The 16,498-nt window shown below is 65.1% G+C and carries 17 protein-coding genes and 1 pseudogene; 7 read left to right on the top strand and 11 right to left on the bottom strand.

Features of this window, described 5'->3' with window-relative positions:
- From AC1D12_RS07225 to AC1D12_RS07200, 6 genes and pseudogenes are all read right to left on the bottom strand, one after another.
- Positions 1-187, bottom strand: a pseudogene (locus AC1D12_RS07225) (L-seryl-tRNA(Sec) selenium transferase); the annotation flags it as partial.
- Positions 187-1,200 carry a formate dehydrogenase accessory protein FdhE gene (gene fdhE / locus AC1D12_RS07220; RefSeq protein WP_477825028.1) on the bottom strand — a complete coding sequence of 338 codons (1,014 nt, stop codon included), beginning with the start codon at positions 1,198-1,200 and terminating at the stop codon, positions 187-189. The pseudogene AC1D12_RS07225 and the gene fdhE, both read right to left, overlap by 1 nt.
- The gene (locus tag AC1D12_RS07215) at positions 1,200-1,823 is read right to left on the bottom strand and encodes a formate dehydrogenase subunit gamma (RefSeq protein WP_477839630.1); all 624 of its coding nucleotides are present in this window, start codon (positions 1,821-1,823) and stop codon (positions 1,200-1,202) included. Before AC1D12_RS07215 ends, fdhE begins: the two co-directional genes overlap by 1 nt.
- Entirely contained in the window at positions 1,820-2,707 is an 888-nt protein-coding gene (fdxH, locus tag AC1D12_RS07210) for a formate dehydrogenase subunit beta (protein WP_477825026.1), read from the bottom strand. Before fdxH ends, AC1D12_RS07215 begins: the two co-directional genes overlap by 4 nt.
- A 3-nt stretch (positions 2,708-2,710) precedes the next feature.
- The gene (gene fdnG, locus AC1D12_RS07205; RefSeq protein WP_477839628.1) at positions 2,711-5,800 is read right to left on the bottom strand and encodes a formate dehydrogenase-N subunit alpha; all 3,090 of its coding nucleotides are present in this window, start codon (positions 5,798-5,800) and stop codon (positions 2,711-2,713) included.
- 147 nt (positions 5,801-5,947) lie between these two features.
- Positions 5,948-6,160 (bottom strand): antitoxin Xre/MbcA/ParS toxin-binding domain-containing protein, encoded by a 213-nt coding sequence (locus tag AC1D12_RS07200; protein WP_477839626.1) that lies wholly within the window; start codon positions 6,158-6,160, stop codon positions 5,948-5,950.
- A 104-nt stretch (positions 6,161-6,264) separates the two neighbouring features.
- Here AC1D12_RS07200 and AC1D12_RS07195 point away from each other — a divergent pair, with 104 nt between their 5' ends.
- Entirely contained in the window at positions 6,265-7,536 is a 1,272-nt protein-coding gene (locus tag AC1D12_RS07195) for a hypothetical protein (protein WP_477839624.1), read from the top strand.
- Positions 7,537-7,566: 30 nt separating this feature from the next.
- Here the strand turns inward: AC1D12_RS07195 and AC1D12_RS07190 are convergent, their stop codons facing one another.
- The 3 genes from AC1D12_RS07190 to AC1D12_RS07180 all read right to left on the bottom strand — a co-directional run bounded on the left by AC1D12_RS07190 (position 7,567) and on the right by AC1D12_RS07180 (position 9,829).
- Entirely contained in the window at positions 7,567-8,070 is a 504-nt protein-coding gene (locus AC1D12_RS07190) for a hypothetical protein (protein WP_477839622.1), read from the bottom strand.
- 273 nt (positions 8,071-8,343) lie between these two features.
- On the bottom strand, positions 8,344-8,643 hold the full coding sequence (locus AC1D12_RS07185; protein ID WP_477839620.1) for a hypothetical protein: 300 nt from the start codon (positions 8,641-8,643) through the stop codon (positions 8,344-8,346).
- 289 nt (positions 8,644-8,932) lie between these two features.
- Positions 8,933-9,829 carry a LysR family transcriptional regulator ArgP gene (locus AC1D12_RS07180; protein ID WP_477839618.1) on the bottom strand — a complete coding sequence of 299 codons (897 nt, stop codon included), beginning with the start codon at positions 9,827-9,829 and terminating at the stop codon, positions 8,933-8,935.
- A gap of 75 nt (positions 9,830-9,904) precedes the next feature.
- On the opposite strand from AC1D12_RS07180, the gene AC1D12_RS07175 reads away from it, so the two are divergent.
- Positions 9,905-10,552 carry a LysE/ArgO family amino acid transporter gene (locus AC1D12_RS07175; protein ID WP_465113745.1) on the top strand — a complete coding sequence of 216 codons (648 nt, stop codon included), beginning with the start codon at positions 9,905-9,907 and terminating at the stop codon, positions 10,550-10,552.
- 9 nt (positions 10,553-10,561) lie between these two features.
- On the top strand, positions 10,562-11,272 hold the full coding sequence (locus AC1D12_RS07170; protein ID WP_477839616.1) for an FMN-binding negative transcriptional regulator: 711 nt from the start codon (positions 10,562-10,564) through the stop codon (positions 11,270-11,272).
- Positions 11,273-11,313: 41 nt separating this feature from the next.
- Here AC1D12_RS07170 and AC1D12_RS07165 read toward each other — a convergent pair whose 3' ends face one another.
- Entirely contained in the window at positions 11,314-11,586 is a 273-nt protein-coding gene (locus AC1D12_RS07165) for a hypothetical protein (protein ID WP_477839614.1), read from the bottom strand.
- Positions 11,587-11,679: 93 nt separating this feature from the next.
- Positions 11,680-12,159 carry a hypothetical protein gene (locus tag AC1D12_RS07160; protein WP_477839612.1) on the bottom strand — a complete coding sequence of 160 codons (480 nt, stop codon included), beginning with the start codon at positions 12,157-12,159 and terminating at the stop codon, positions 11,680-11,682.
- Between the two features lie 592 nt (positions 12,160-12,751).
- Here AC1D12_RS07160 and AC1D12_RS07155 point away from each other — a divergent pair.
- From AC1D12_RS07155 to AC1D12_RS07140, 4 genes are all read left to right on the top strand, one after another.
- Positions 12,752-13,042: a hypothetical protein gene (locus tag AC1D12_RS07155; protein ID WP_477839611.1), complete on the top strand. Its 291-nt coding sequence runs from the start codon at positions 12,752-12,754 to the stop codon at positions 13,040-13,042.
- A gap of 730 nt (positions 13,043-13,772) precedes the next feature.
- Positions 13,773-14,132, top strand: a complete 360-nt coding sequence (locus tag AC1D12_RS07150; RefSeq protein ID WP_477839609.1) for a hypothetical protein — start codon at positions 13,773-13,775, stop codon at positions 14,130-14,132.
- A gap of 199 nt (positions 14,133-14,331) precedes the next feature.
- The gene (locus AC1D12_RS07145; RefSeq protein WP_477839607.1) at positions 14,332-14,595 is read left to right on the top strand and encodes a hypothetical protein; all 264 of its coding nucleotides are present in this window, start codon (positions 14,332-14,334) and stop codon (positions 14,593-14,595) included.
- 690 nt (positions 14,596-15,285) lie between these two features.
- Entirely contained in the window at positions 15,286-15,876 is a 591-nt protein-coding gene (locus AC1D12_RS07140) for a hypothetical protein (protein ID WP_477839605.1), read from the top strand.
- Positions 15,877-16,498: the final 622 nt, after the last annotated feature.

Genomic DNA, 16,498 nt, shown 5'->3' with positions numbered 1-16,498 from the left:
CCACCGCCTGCGCGCGCAGGCCTTCCAACAGCGCGCGTGCCTCGCCGGCCACCAGCGAGTGGCCATGCGCGTCGAGCAGCGCGCGCGTGGCGTCGCTGCGCAGCAGCTTGTCGATCGAGGGCAGGTCCTGGGGCCGTGCCTCCTGCGACCCGCCGCCGTGAACCACGGACGTCTCGGGCCGCTCCATCAGCCTCCCCCGCCGTCGTCAACGCCGTCGTCAGTGCCGTCGTCGCCGAACAGCAGCATCAGGTTGATGCCGTGCCGCCGGAACCCGGCCTCGCTGACCAGCAGGTCGAGCGTCACCGAGCCGAGGTCGTCGGCGACCGGCTCGACATTCACATCGCGCTCCATGTGCACGATCTTCAGGTAGTGGCCGCAGGCGTCGCAGGTCTCGGCCTCGGTGGCCGGCTTGGCCTCGCGGGCCTCGGTGCCCACGCGCTGCGGCGACTGGTAGTGGATGCCCTGGGTGCCGAGGCAGTGCGTGCACTTGATGCGCACCATGTGCCACTGCGCGGCGCACAGCGCGCACTGCAGGTAGCGGAAGCCGGCATCGCTGCCGCCGATGCGCGAGATGCTGGCCACCGGCCGGCTGCCGCAGCACGGGCACAGCGTGGCATCGTCGGTGCGGCCGAAGGGCGGCAGGCGGTCGGCACCGCGCGCCGCCTGCGTCGCGAGCACGAGCTGCGTCCAGTACACCTGCAGCGCCGCGGCCACCAGCGGGGCGGCGGCCAGGTCCAGCCCCAGCATCACGCCGGTCAGCAGGCGGTCGGCCTGCTGGTCGAGCCAGGCATCGTCGCCGGCATGGGTGTCCTGCAACGCCTGCACGGCGGCCAGCGCGGGGCTGCCCGCCAGGCGCGGCAGCAGCGCATCGAGCAGCCGGCGCAGGCCCTCACGCCAGGCGGCATCGCGCGGCCAGTGCTCGGCCGGCAGCGGCGGCAGGCCGGCCCGCGATGCGGCATCGAGCGCCGCCGCATCGGGCAGCGCAACGGCCGGGTACGCCTGCAGCAGCCCGTGCTGCGCCTGCGCCAGCTCGGCCATGAACAGCAGGAAATCGCGCATCGCATGCCCGCCGGCGGCCAGCTGGCGCAGCCGCATCTCGCGCTCGGCGAACACGGTGCCGCGCTCGGGCAGCCGCAGGTAAGGCACCTGCTGCCCCGCCTGCACCGCGATCTCTTCGGGTGACAGCAGTCGGCTCGACATCATTCCTTGCCGGTGATCTCTCGGTACCAGAGCGGGTGATTCTGCCGTGCCCAGGCCTCGGTGACGGTGCCGCGGGTCATCGCCCGCATCGTGCCCTTGACCCAGATCGCGGCGTACAAGTGCACGATCACGCTGAGCACCAGCACCACCGCCGACAGCGCGTGCACCACCACCGCGATGCGGCGCAGCGGGATCGGGAAATAGTCGGCGAACCACGGCTGCCAGAACACGAAGCCGGTGATGAACAGCAGCAGCAGGCTGATGCCGAAGAGCCAGAACACCAGCTTCTGGCCGCCGTTGTACTTCTCGACCGGCGGCATGCCGTGCTCGTGGCCGGTCTTCATCAGGTGCGGGGCCGCCTTCAACCACGCGGTGTCGCGCGGCTTCCAGGCGTTGTCGCGCCACACCTTGGCGAACAGCAGCACGAAGCCGATCACCATCAGCACGCCGAAGAACGGGTGCAGGATGCGCGTCCACGGGCCGCCGCCGAACAGCATCGTCAGGAAGTAGAGGGCCGGGTGGAAGAACGCGAGCCCCGACAGCGCGGCGCAGAAGAACAGCATCGCCACCGCCCAGTGGTTCATGCGCGTACCGTCGGCATAACGCTGGATGAAACGCTTCATGGCCGATCCTCCTCGTCCACCGGCTCCTCGACCGGCCCGACCTTCGTGTAGTGGAAGAAGCCGACCACCGCGGCGCCGATCATCGCGGCCAGCGCCAGCGGCTTGGCCGCGCCCTTCCACAGCGAGACCCACGGGCTGATCTGCGGGTTGGCCGGCAGCCCGTGGTACAGCTGCGGCTTGTCGCCGTGCTGCAGCACGTACATCACGTGCGTGCCGCCGACGCCGGGCGGGTCGTACACGGCCGCCTGCGCATAGCCGCGCTCCTTCAGGTCGGCGATGCGCTCGCTGCCGTACTCGAGCATGTCTTCCTTGCTGCCGAAGTGGATCGCGCCGGTCGGGCAGGCCTTCACGCAGGCCGGCTCCAGGCCGACGCTGACGCGGTCGGAGCACAGCGTGCACTTGTAGGCTTTGCTGTCCTTCTTGCTGATGCGCGGCACGTCGAACGGGCAGCCGGTGACGCAGTTGCCGCAGCCGATGCAGTTCTCCTCGATGAAGTCGACGATGCCGTTCGTGTACTTCACGATCGCGCCGGGCGCCGGGCAGGCCTTCAGGCAGCCGGGGTCGTCGCAGTGCATGCAGCCATCCTTGCGGATCAGCCACTCGAGCTTCATCTCTTCGTTCAGCGACTTGGTTTCGACCTCGGAGAAGCGCATCACCGTCCACGATTCGGCGCTCAGGTCGGCCGGGTTGTCGTACACGCCGACGTTGTTCCCCACGGTGTCGCGCAGGTCGTTCCATTGCATGCACGCCACCTGGCAGGCCTTGCAGCCGATGCAGCTGGAGACGTCGATCAGCTTCGCGACCTCGGTCGTCGTGCGCGCGTGCGGGCTCGGCGTGGTGGTGGCCGAGCGGGCGGCGATGTCGAGAGATTGCAGTGAACTCATGGCTCAGGCCTTCTCGATGTTGACCGTGAACGACTTGTACTCGGGCGTCTGCGTGTTCGCATCGCCGACGAAGGGTGTCAGCGTGTTCACCAGGTAGCCCTTCTTCGCCAGGCCCACGTAGCCCCAGTGGTTGGGCAGGCCCACCGTGTCGACCTTGCGGCCGTCGACGTCGAGCTGCGGAATGCGCTTGCTCACCAGCGCCACCGCCTTGATCGAGCCGCGCTTCGACGAGACCTTCACCATGTCGCCGTTGGCGATGCCGCGCGCCTTGGCCAGCTCTTCGCCGATCTCGACGAACTGCTGCGGCTGGATGATGGCCGAGGTCTCGACGTTCTTGGTCCAGTAGTGGAAGTGCTCGGTCAGCCGGTAGCTGGTGGCCACCAGCGGGAACTCCTTCGGCGTGCCCATCATCTCGAGATCGCCCTTGAACACGCGGGCCGCGGGGTTGGCGCGGGCCTTCGGGTTGTTCGGGTGCATCGGGTTGGCGGCCAGCGGCGATTCGAACGGCTCGTAGTGCTCCGGCAGCGGCCCCTCGGCCATGCCGGTCGGCGCGAAGAGCCGCGCGACGCCTTCGGCCGTCATGATGAACGGCTGCACGCGTTCGGCGTCGCCTGGGTTGGCATCGGGGCGGATGTCGGGCACGTCGGAGCCGCTCCACGCGGTGCCGTTCCACTGCACCAGCTTGCGCCGCGCATCCCAGGGCTTGCCGTCGGGTGCGCTCGACGCGGCGTTGTAGAGGATGCGCCGGTTCGCCGGCCAGGCCCAGGCCCAGTTCAGCGTCTGGCCGATGCCCCACGGGTCGCTGTTGTCGCGGCGCGCCATCTGGTTGCCGGCCTGCGTCCAGGCGCCGCAGTAGATCCAGCAGCCGCTCGCGGTGCTGCCGTCGTCGCGCAGCAGGCCGAAGCCCGCGAGCTGCTCGCCCGCCTTCGCCAGCACCTTGGGCGGCGCCTTCGGGTCTTTCGGGTCGGGCGGGGCCAGCACGTCGGCCAAGGCCTTGCCGTTGTATTCCATCGCCAGCTCGTCGGCCGACGGGCTGTGCGGGATCTTGTACGGCCAGGTCAGCTTGACGATCGGGTCGGGGAAGGCGCCGCCGTCCTTCGCGTAGGCGGTGCGCATGCGGTGGAACAGGTCGGCGATGATTTCCGGGTCGCCGCGCGCCTCGCCCGGCGGCTCGGCGCCCCTCCAGTGCCATTGCAGCCAGCGGCCCGAGTTGGTCAGCGAGCCGTCTTCTTCGGCGAAGCAGGTCGACGGCAGGCGGAACACCGTGGTCTGGATGGCCTCGCTCTTCACGTCGTTGAACTCGCCGAAGTTCTTCCAGAACTCCGAGGTCTCGGTGTTGAGCGGATCGATCGTCACCAGGAACTTCAGCTTCGACAGCCCTTCGATGATCTTCTTCTTGTTGGGGAACGAGCCGACCGGGTTGAAGCCCTGGCAGATGTAGCCGTTGAGCTTGCCCTGGCTCATCAGCTCGAAGGCCTGCAGCACGTCGTAGACCTTGTCGATCTTCGGCAGGTAGTGGTAGGCCCACGAGTTCTCGGCCGTGGCCGCGGCGCCCCACCACGATTTCTGCAGGCTGACGAAGAACTTCGGGTAGTTCTGCCAGTAGCTCATCTGGTTGGGGCGCAGCGGCTTCAGCGCCCGGGTCTTGTAGTAGGTCTCGAGGTCCTGCTCGGTCTCGCGGGCGAGCGAGAGGTAGCCCGGCAGCGAGTTCGACAGCAGGCCGAGATCGGTCAGGCCCTGGATGTTGCTGTGGCCGCGCAGCGCGTTCATGCCGCCGCCGGCGATGCCGATGTTGCCGAGCAGCAGCTGCACGATGGCCGCGGTGCGGATCATCTGCGAGCCCTGGCTGTGCTGGGTCCAGCCGAGCGCGTACATGATGGTCATCGCGCGGTTGGGCACCGCGGTGGTCGCGATCATCTCGCAGACCTTCAGGAACTTGTCCTTCGGCGTGCCGGTGATGCGGCTCACCAGCTCGGGCGTGTAGCGCGCGTAGTGGCGCTTCATCACCTGCAGCACGCAGCGCGGGTGCTCGAGCGTGGGGTCGGTCTTGGCGAAGCCGTGCTCGTCGAGCTCGTAGCCCCAGCTCGCGTTGCTGTAGCTGCGCTTGGCCTCGTCGTAACCCGAGAAGATGCCGTCCYGGAAGCCGTAGGCCTCGCCGACGATGAACGAGGCGTTGGTGTACGCCTTCACGTACTCCTTCTGCAGCTTGTCGTTGCTGATCAGGTAGTTGATGACGCCGGCCAGGAAGGCGATGTCGCTGCCGGCGCGGATGGGGGCGTAGTAGTCGGCCATGGCGGCCGAGCGCGTGAAGCGCGGGTCGACGACGACCAGCCGGGCCTTGTTGTGGTGCTTGGCCTCGATGACCCACTTGAAGCCGCAGGGGTGGGCTTCGGCGGCGTTGCCGCCCATGATGAGAACGAGGTCGGCGTTCTTGATGTCCACCCAGTGGTTGGTCATCGCACCGCGTCCGAACGTCGGGGCCAGACTGGCCACCGTCGGTCCGTGTCAGACGCGCGCCTGGTTGTCGAAGACCAGCAAGCCCATCGAGCGCATCACCTTGTGCGTGATGTAGCCCGATTCATTGCTGGATGCCGACGCGCAGAGCATGCCGGTGGTGGTCCAGCGGTTGACGACCTGGCCGGCGGCGTTGGTGGGGGTGAAGTTGGCGTCGCGGTCGGCCTTCATCAGCGTGGCGATGCGCGACATGGCTTCGTCCCACGAGACGCGCTTCCATTCGGTGCTGCCGGCCTCGCGCACCTCGGGGTACTTGAGGCGGTTGGGGCTGTGCACGAAATCGAGCAGGCCGGCGCCCTTGGGGCACAGCGTGCCGCGGTTGACCGGGTGATCGGGGTCGCCCTCGATGTGGATGATGTCGGCGACGACGTTCTTCGCCTTGTCGCCCAGGCTGTACATGATGATGCCGCAGCCGACCGAGCAGTACGGGCAGGTGTTGCGGGTCTCGGTGGTGCGGGCGAGCTTGAACTGGCGCGTCTCGGCCAGGGCCGTGGCCGGCGAGAAACCCAGCGCGACGAGGCTGGATGCGGCGAGCCCGGCTCCGCTGACGCGGAAGAACTGCCTTCGGTTCATGTCCATGAAGAGCCTCCTGCGGGGAACGCGCCGGGGCGCGAAACGTGGGATAGGCGATGGCGGACGGATCTTGGCGCGGAATGGGCGGGGGTGCAATGGCGTTCGCACTATCTGTAGCGGCGCGCTGCGGTTCTCCCCTTCAGCCCGACGGAGTCAGGGGTGGATCCCGTCGCGCAATTGATGGATCGCAGCCAGCACTTCGTCGACGCGGTTGGCCTGGATCAACTCCGCCGGCACCTGGCCGCCCAGAAGTTTCTGCCGCGACTGGATCCACGTGCGGGCTTCCGCCGGCTCGTAGAAATCCGAAAGCTGCTCGACGATGAACGCGAGCTCCCGTTGGATGGGGTCTTTGTCTTTGATTGACACCTGGAGGCCTCTTTCTGCGCTGCGGCTCTTCTATCGGGATGCCGCTGCGGCCGGGGCGAGCGGTGGGGTCAGAGTCATGGTGGCTCTGTGACCCCGGCGGGCCATTGGTTCCGCTTTTGGATCAGGTTCTTGAGCTTGAGCCAGTTCTTCCAGCGGCCGTCGGCTTCCATGCCGACAGGCGGCGACTTGAGAGGGTGCAAATCAGCTCTGAGCTGATGGCGCCGCGCCCGGCGCGCCGCTATAACGGCCTGCAGATCAAGGGGCTGGCGATGAAACTCATCCGAGGAAATCCCGTGGCTGAACCCGCCCACGCGGTGGCCACCGAGCAGTCTTCCGGCGCGCGCGGGGCGGCCCAGGCGTTCGCGGACAAGCGCATCGATGCCGTCGATGCCCATATCCAGGGCAGCCCGCGCATGCTGGCGCAGCGCCGGCAGATCGGCGAGATGCGGCCAGCGGCCGCACCGGTGCAGCGCAAGAACCTCAGCCAGGCGAACCTGGCTGGCGGCCTGGCCTTGGTGGACGAGGGCACACGCACCCTCGTGGGCGATGGCCGCAGCGTGAACATCTATTACCGATCGGCCGACGTGGAGGGTGACCGCACCGATGGGCTCGTGAAGGCGGCTGCCCTCAATGCCGAGGTGGGCAAGCGCGTTGACAGCTGGGGTGCCGACCGCCAGATCGGCAAGCGCAAGGACCAGCCGTGGAAGCAGAACAACATGTACACGCCGACGAAGAAGGCGTTGAACACCACGAAGGTGCCCAACGTCGACCCCTATTTCCTGTACGTCACCATCCGCTACGGGCGCAGCGAGCGCAAGGAGCTGGAGCAGCTCGACGTGGTCTACCAGCATGCGCCTGCGTTCACCGGGTACGTCGAGCAGATCATGGACACCGGGAACGACGGCACGAAGGATTACCCGTCGATGTTCAACAGCAACGACGAAGTCGGCGGCGGCAAGGTGAACCCCGGTGATGTCGTCGGCGAGCGCAACCTCAAGTACAGCAACGTGCACCACCAGGGCGACGGCAGCGCGATCTCCACGCTGACGGGCGGCGGGGATGAAAAGGGCCTGGACGCGTACACCAAGATCGCCGGGGAGGGCGCGCGCTGGCAGGCGGTGCGCCACCATGCGCGAGCGCTGAAAGACAGCTCGCGCTTCTACACCGCCGACCCCGCTTCGAAGGCGAAGGTGTACCGCGTGGATTTCGTCAGCCTGTGGCTGAGCTGGGATTCGGCGTTCGGCAAGCAGTACGACATCTCCAACGCCTTCTTTGCCAAGACCATGGTGGAGAACTGGAAGGCCTTCAAGGGAGAAGGCGTGCGCACGGCGGAGAAGACGGCGATGACGGGCGACGACTACAACCTCGACGGCTGAGACCCGCCGGTGCGCAGCACCTTGAACCCGTCAGCGCGGGGGCACCGGCGGCCTGCGCCGCCGCGGCGGCATCACGCCGAACTCGGGCGCGTGGAACTGCTGCTCGCAGACCCAGCCGGTGAGGCGGCGGGACTGATCGCCGATGAGTTCGAGCGCGGCGACGCACAGGCCGCGCATCGCGGTGTCTTGCGCGCGATGGACGGCAGGCGGCACCTCGTCGGGCGGGGGCTTGGGGCGCTCGCGCTCATCGACCTCGAGCCACGCGGCGACACCGTCACTGACATCGATGACGTGCTCCAGCAGGCGATGCACCAGGCCGGCCTTCAGCGTGAACTCGACGCTGTCGATCGGGGAGGGGTGGCAGTGGTGCTGGAAGCGGTAGTGGACGCGGCGCTCGGGTGGGGCGGGGGGTGGCTCGGGGTCAGGCTCCGGCTCGGGGCCGGAGGCGGGGGAGGGAGAACCCGCTTGGTCGGACTGCGGTGAAGAAGCGGGAAAGGTCGGCGTGCGGGAGGCGCCGACGGGGGTACCAGCCATGTGAAGGGCTCCTGTGTTGCGGTTAAAGCCGCCACCCTCGCTCTCAAACGGGGGTGGCGACCCAAAGCAGGGTTGAGAGACCGGAACACAGGCACMGGCGAGCCCGAAGGCTCCCCCACCCGGGCCGCCAAAAACTGGACCCATAGGTGTGTGTGACACGCAAACAAAAGCCGCTGGGAAGCGGCTGCGCGCCTGTGTTTTCCGGGCTCTCACCCCCGACCTGCAATGTGGCAGGCGAGGGGAATGTATCACTGCCTCGGGGGCGGCTTCTTGTCAGTCCCGCGGGTCGCCAAACGCCTCGATGAACTCGTCGATGAAGCGCTGCGTCCCGGTGATGGTCAGCGTGATCGCATGCCACCCGCCGTCTTCGACGTTCACCTGCAGGTCGTGATCCCAGTCCATGCCCTCATCCGCCGGACCGTGCGTGTGCGGGAAGCGGCGCCAGGCCCAGTCGAGGAGGTGGTGGGCTTCGGCCAATGCGGCGGGGTGGTGCTCTGCGGTGGTGGAGGCGAGGGCCTCCAATGTGGAGATGCCTTCGGAGTTGTCACTGAGGTCTAGGGTGAGGTAGTGCATTGGCCGTGCGTGGATGCTTGGGTGTGCGAAGTCTGTTCCAGACTGGTTGCGGTCGGTCAGAGCCCGTCGCCCAAGTGACCGCTCTGACGGGGAGGGGACTTTGTCTTGCGACGCGTTGGGTTTGCTCAGTCGCGCCCGAATGGACGAGGTTGCATGCCAGGGTTGACCAGGCAGAACGGCCGCTCCTGCGAGACGCGAAGCGGAGCTATCGACCCGTAGCTGGCGCTGATGATCGGCAAGAGCGGTCGGCCGAATCTGGTTCCGTGCCCGCGTTCGATTTGAGCCCACGTCATGGGGCCAACAGCACCCGACCGGCTGCAGCCACAACCTTGCGGCTCAACCCCTCTATCAACCCTGACGCAGCGCGCGCGTGCTGCCAGTACAGAGGCACATCCAGAGGGCTATCGGGCGCCAGTTCGACCAGCGTGCCTTCATGCAGGTGAGATGCAATCAGCACTTGCGGGTGCAGGCCCCAGCCCATCCCCACCAAGGCAGCGGCGACGAACGCATGGGCTGAAGGAACGGTATGCCGAGGCAGTTCCACATCTCGGTGACACAGGCGCCGCACCCAGCGGGCCTGCAAATCGTCTTTCGTGTTGAAGACCAGGCTGGGCGCTCTGGCAAGACTGCCGGCCCCGACGCCACCGGTGAAGTGGCGCGCCATGTAGGCCGGGCTGGCGGCGGCCAGGTAGCGCATGGATCCCAGAGGCCGACTGTTGAAGCCAGCCGGAGGGCGTGCCGTTCCCGTCACTGCCGCCAGAACGGCGCCATTGCGAAGCCAATTGGCGGTGTGGTCCTGGTCGTCGACGGCCAGTTCCACCAGCACGGGAGCATCGGCCGCAAAGGCTGCGACAGCCGGTGCGAACCACGTGGCCAGGCTGTCGGCGTTCACCGCAATCGGCAGCGTCACGCGCGTGGGGCCTTCCGGTGCGAGCGCCGGCAACGCACCCTGCAGTTCCTGCTCGAGCAGCCGCACGCGGTCCACGTGCTGGCACAAGCGTCGGCCGGTGTCCGTCGCGCGGCAGGGTTGCCCCMGCACCACGAGGGCAGAGCCCACCTTTTCTTCGAGCGAACGAATTCGCTGAGAGACCGCCGAAGGCGTGACGTACAGCGACTGAGCCGCGCGCTCGAAGCTGCCCTCCCGAACAACGGCTGCCAGGGCGGACAGCGCAGCGTAGTCCAACATGAATTAGTTTTACTTCATCAAGGTTAGTGCGTTTAGTTTGTCTTCATTCATGCGGGCTGGCAACCTAGGGGCAGGATGATCTCCACCGCCACCCCATCGCTCGCGTTCCCCGTATTCGTTCAAGGCCTGGCTCTGAGCCTCGGTCTCATCGTGGCGATCGGCGCTCAGAACGCCTTCGTGCTCCGTCAGGGGCTGCGCCGCGAGCATGTGGGCAGCGTGGTGCTGTTCTGTGCGGCGGCAGACGCCGTCCTCATCGCGGCAGGTGTCCTGGGCATGGCACGGGCCTTGGGACAGAGTCCCGACCTGGCGCGGGCCCTGGCATTGGCAGGCGCCATCTTCCTGGCTGTCTATGGGTGGCGGGCGCTACGACGCGCGCGGCACGAACAACGGCTGGATGCGGCCCGAGATGGTTCGGTGCTGCGACTGAGTGCGGCGCTGGCGCAAGCAGCTGCCTTCACGCTCCTCAATCCGCATGTCTACCTGGACACTGTTCTGTTGGTCGGCAGCATCGGCGCGCAGCAACCGGTTGGGCTTCAACTTTGGTTCATTGCTGGTGCCAGCGGTGCGAGCCTGACCTGGTTCGCGATACTCGGCTTCGGAGCCCGTTGGCTCGCCCCTTGGTTCGCCCGACCAAGAGCGTGGCAAATGCTGGACGGCCTGATCGGCGCCACCATGTTCGTGCTCTCGGCGATGCTGGCAAGGCACGCTCTCGTTGGAATGTGAAGGCTCCTCATGTACGTGAATCGACTGCATCAACTGACGGATCGCGAGGCGCTCTTTTCGCTGATGGCTTCTCATCCGCTCGGCGCATGGGTGTGCCACAGCAGTGCGGGCCTCAGCGCGAACCATGTGCCCTTCCTTCTGGACCGGAGCCGGGGACCGCTCGGTACTTTGCTGGGGCACGTCTCACGCGCCAACGACGTCTGGCGTGTACTCGGTTCGTCCGTTCCTTCCGTGGTGATGTTTCAAGGGCCACAGGCTTACATCACGCCGAACTGGTACCCAGGCAAGACAGAGCACGGGAAGGTCGTGCCAACCTGGAACTACGTGGTGGCGCATGCACATGGCGTCGCACGGGTTGTCGAGGACCGCGAGTGGATGCTCGACATGTTGCAGCGTCTTACTGCGGTTCACGAGGCCGGCCGTCCGACGCCATGGCGTGTTGCGGATGCACCTGGCCTGTTCATCGAAAAGATGATGCACGCCATCGTAGGGATCGAGATCCCTGTTGATCGTCTGGAAGGCAAACTCAAGGCCAGTCAGGACGAAGCGATGGAGGATCGGCGCGGAACGGTGCGYGGGCTACGCGAGGAAGCTTCGAGCGAGGCGGCAGCGGTGRCCGATCTGGTTGTGAGTGCGATCGACGCAGAGCTTCCGGCGGAGCGTGACAGTCAATTTCAGGTCACCTGCACCCTGAATGGCAGCTCTGCGACGCAAGGCTGAACGTCGCTTCTTGGCCGACTGTTGCCAATCGAGCGGCTAGCCTACCGTTCAGTCTGCACGGCGAGGACTGTCAACTCGCGCCCGCCCAGCTCGAGAGAATTTCGCCAGACGTGCTTCACGCCAGATACCTCCAAGAACGCACCTCGGTACGCCTTCTGAAGGAGCTCCTTGCGCAAGACTGGGGTGAGCGACGGCAACGCGGTCGTTGGGATGTTTGAAGCCCAGGTCATGGCAAATCCGGTGAAGTTGCTGTGACTGCCCTGCGCGACGTGGTTGGCGCCGGCGTAGCTGACGATGTAGGTGAAGAGTGGCACGGGGCGAATTCTATGAAGCCGGAAAGCTGACGTTGTCCGAGGACGGCTCCTGGCCGCACTCGACCGAAGCCATTGGGCGATGTCTGCGCGAGCTCAGGCGATGGGTCTAACACCTTTTCGAGAAGGCCCCAGGGCGAATCCCCAGAAGCAGGCTCCGATAGCCGCTCCCAAGATCAGGTTTGAAAGAAGTCCCTGGAGTTCGACGTAGACCCCATGGGACGTGAGCCTGTTGTTGATGTACGTCGCGCCTCCCGAGTCACCAGCAGAGTAGCCGCCGTCTCTCAGCATGAACGTCGCGAGCGCATGGAGGGCCAAGCTCAGCAGCAGCGCGCAGCAAGCACCTCCTGCCAGGCAGTCGACGAGCGAAACCTTCTTGACTCGTCTGAGCATCAAGAATGAGGGTACGCCGAACACGGCGATTACCGCCCAGGAAACAGTGACCATCGAGATGACCACGAACCCGATGGCATTCCATTGACCGGACAGCGCGGCTGAGCCCAGCACCAAAATGCCGCACGGGAGGACGGGCGCAAGGACGAATCCCGTAGGGATTCGCCAATTGACTCTTTCCACGTCTAAAGACTCCTGGTGGGATCGCATGAGCAGCACGGAGCCGGGCAGTCTGAGTGACTCCCCGAAGGCCGACGCCAGTCTAGTGCGGGTTCTGGCCGACTACTGTCCATCGCGGCCCACAGCTTCAGCGGTCTTCCATAGCCTGCCCCGCCTTTCGATTTTGCAGTGATAGCAGGCGCTCAGAGCACCGTCAACGTTGAACCACTCGTGAACACCGCCAAGGGCCTCGCAATCGTCGCCCTTGTCAGCAACGCCAAGGTTGACAAGAAACCACGGTAGATGGCGCCGAAGGCGCGTACGCCACCTGAACGGATATGACTCGAAAGCCATTGCGTTTCAGCCTACCTCCAAGGGGCCGGCTGCGACCGGCCGAGGCTGTGTGAAAACTCGAGACTCGAAGCGTTTCAGGGGTCTTCTCACCCCTACCTGAAGGTCGATCGTCGAATGCAGCGCGATCTGAGAGGTCGATTTCGGTGGCGACCTTCAACGCGGCGAGTTTTCACACAGCCTCGGCCAGAAGCTGCCAGTGGCGAACGTCCGCTCCCAGACTTTCAAACCGGGGTTTCGAGATCCTCGGTGATACTCTTTCGGCATGCAACCAGCAGTACAAGAATTCGTCGCGCTCGGCAGGCTTCCTGACAGCGCGGAGGCTTCCATCGAGGTGCTCCAGCACCTTGAGGACCTCTTGGGACGGATCCGAACTCCGCTGACCGACGACGAGGCTCGTGCCCTGATGGGATGCTTCGGTACGGACGACTGCTTTGGCCTGGCCTGGAGCCTGCTGCACGCTGTCGAGACTGCGCCTGGCTGGCCACTGGTTGACGTCCTTAGCAATGCCGACAATGAGTGGATCGAACGCTTGCGAGAGCGCTCGTCCGTGTAGTCGGCTCACTACTGATGGCTCATTCCGGCCATGAGGAGTCCTTCGCGAATGGCGGCTTTCGGATTCGACTCTTCATCGACTAAGCAAGTGGAACAACCAAAGTCCCTCAAGTCCTGCAAGCACGACTAGAGACGATGCAGCTGGCCACCAAGACTGAACGGCGAGGGAGAACCAGCATCCAGCGAGCAGGACTGCAGTGGCGACGCCATGGGTGATGAAGGCAACAAGCGGGTTATCGAAGGGATTGCAGAGGGGTTCTGCGCTGAACTTCATGTCGGCACAATGGAGGCGTAGATGGGGCGCACAGGTTAGCGCAGATGGTGTACCTAAGACGGCCGTCACAGACGACCATCGAATGACGACACGAGTCGCGCTACAACTGCCGGGCTGAGTTTGATCGCGTTCAAACGGCCAGTAGTTGCAGTTGGAGAGTGTCCGCTTCGGGAGGCGGCAATCAGCGACCTCCCCGCCATGCTCTCGGCGATACTGCGCGCTCGCCCTCAAACCGTTTCCGATGCCACGACAACGCCTGTCTCGCGGGCTGGTCTTCGCTACCCTGGTGTTGCTTCACGTCGCTGCGTGGCACATGGCGTCGGTAGGGCCGGCCCTCCCTCGGCCTGGCTCGATGGCTCCGACGGTAACGACTTTGCGATTGCTGTCGACCGAGCCTTCGCGGCTGCGTGAACGGCCGGCAGCACGCACCCCTTCCGCACCGACGCAGCACGCGCCCATGGCCCGACCCGTCGACACCGGGCTCCCTGCGGCGCCCGGGTCGCCGATCGTTACGATGCCGACGGAGGCCGCGCTGCCCGAAGCGCCCGCGGCCGCCGCATCGTCACCACCGCTGGATCTGCGTCTGCGCTTCACTCCGGGCATCGCTGCCCGCTCCGACGCGTTGCTGGCGCCAGCAGGACCCGCCGGAACGGCTTTGGCCGGCGGCGGGCGGGAAATCAACCTCGGCGATGGACGGCGCCGCATCTTCACGGCCGACGGCAAGTGTTTCGACAGCTACCCGTCGAAATCCTCGCAACTGGATCCGTTCCAGCCGGGGATGCTGCGCGATCTGAAGATGGTCAGGGCATGTGATTGAGAAATGAAACCGGCCCGGCCATCATGGTCGCCGCTCTGTTGAACGACTGCCTTTCGGCGGCGAAACTGGCAACCCGAAGGTCAGCAACGGTTCGCCTACCGCCGACGAGGCGCAGCAGCCGACCGGAAACAATCGGCCAAGAGCAGCCGGTCGAGAAGGGCCGGTTTCGAGTAGGCTACTCCTGAACGTTGGCGGGCGAATGAAGAAGAAAGACTACGACGAACTCGATGCTTCGATACTCGCGGTGGTGAGCAGCATGCCTCATCGACTAGATGCGGTTCTCGCGACTGAAGCTGTGAGGCGCGTCGCGATGCGCGTGACTCGTCGACGCGCAGGAGCGTCGCCAGCGGAGAGCATCGACACGACAATCATGGACCGCCTGCACGTATTGCGCTTGGCCGGTCGGATCAGCTACGACCACTCAACTGGCCGATGGGCTAAGGCCGTCGCGACTGCGCCGTAATGCGGCTGTCGGCCAGGCGCAGAAGCTCGCGGGCGACTGCTTTCGGATAGGCTAGCCAACTTTGACGCGCCAGTCTCTTTCCCGAGATCGTCACATGCAAATCGATTCGCCTGCGTGGCATCTACGAAGGTCTTGCCCCGTCTGCGGACAGGGCACTTCGTTGCTGTTAGTCACGTGTTGCAGTTGCGGCAAGATCAGCATTGAGTGTGCCGAGGAGGGCTCTCAGTTCGCAGACGTGCGTCTGCCTCAACCGAAGGAACGTTGGCCGAATGAGGATGCGGCTAGATGCCCTCACTGCGATGCTGCTGATGCTCTTCGCCCGGCGAGCGCCGAGGAGATTCAGCGTTCCGGCATCGCTGTCGACCAGTACGAGTAGTGATCGTCGGACGCCCGAGAGCGGCCACAAGCCGTCTGTCGCGGCTGACCGCTGTCGGGAGCGGAAAAGCGCGGGAGAATGGGGCCTCAAGCTTTGAGGTAGGTTCCCAAAAGACGAGTGCGTGGGTGCGTGGTGGCTATATATGCTCGTGCTCGTCGGACCGACGCTTCTGTCATCAGCAGCTGGCCTGCTGTCCGTAGATGTCTTGCTCTTCTCTCAACGGTCCAGCGCTGGTGAACATCAAAAATTCCTGAGACTCGTGCGGGGATCAGCCCCGAAGCTCGCTGCTCAGCTTCAACGTAAGGCTTCGTGGGATGCGTTTCCTCTTCGTCGCCACATTCGGCTTGCTTCCATTCTGGGCGGCAGCTGCGTTCATCGTCTTTGCCTACGTGACAATGTCCACTGAGAGTGCTGGCATGTCACTTTGGGCGTTCGTTGTGGCAATTCCAGCCTGCGGAATAACGCTTTCTATTGCAGGCGTCACATTAGCCATCGACGACAGAACCGGTGGCGATCATGGCCTCAATCGAAAGCACTCCATTGGTTTCTTCGCTGCGTCCATCTTGATCCTCGCCGTTGTCGGAATCTACCTTTCCGTAAGACGGCAAAACAACGAAGAGAAGCTACGCCGCGAGATCAATCGAGTCTCCGAGTTTGTAGCTGCGCACCCTGCCGTTCTTGCGGCGGTGGGAGACCAAGCAAAGAGTTCCATAGCGTCGTACACGATCCCGTCGTCCGAATCGTTGCCAAGCCAATACGACGTCTCGGTCTCTGGCAAGCTCCGAACGGTGTATGCAATCGTCAGAGCCGACAGGAACGTTACCCCGTCCAAACTGATCCTCGCCTGCACCACTTCACTGCCTCTTGGCCAACGTGAAGTGTTCAAGGATCCATGCGCAAAGTGAAACCATTCCACACTTGCAGACGCGCGCCGAAGCCTAACCAATCGAAAGGACGGCGCTCAGCAGGCCAAGCGGCGCCTCTCATGTCAAACGTTGAGCGACAGCTTTCCGGCGCGCTACCTGCAGTATTCGACCGGCCGCTCAGGGTCGATAGTGCCAGTTCGCGCAGGCGCACAGCGGACCCTCAACCCACCCCGATCCGCTGGCGGCACAGCGCGTTGACGAGCGTCCGTGGGTGGCGCGTCGCTTGGCCGATCGTTCGGCTACTTCCGGAGCGCTGCAGCGTCCGCATTGAGCCAGCAAGCGGCCGGTCGATAGCTCGAAGCGACCGACCGCAACCGCTGCAGAGCCGACATCTGTGCCTGCCTCACCACGGTCGGCCAGACAGTCACCTACCTGCAGCAGCTCACGGCCAAGAAGCCGAAGGCGTGACGTAAAGGCGTGAGATGACTGAAGCAATCGCCCGCGAGTTGAAAAGCATCGTGCGCAACCACGCGCAGCTCGACGCCGAAGCCCACGGCCTGGACCTTCGCCCGGTGCTTCCCCGCGGTCCGCGCGCCGCCTCCATCTGTTTCGTCGGCAGGGATCCCGGCGAGAAGGAAGCGAAGTGCGGCCTCCCCTTCAT

The sequence above is a fragment of the Rhizobacter sp. P1_G5 genome (assembly GCF_056405435.1).
The sequence above is the reverse complement of the archived record's forward strand: the minus strand, read 5'-3'. Positions and strand labels throughout refer to the sequence as shown.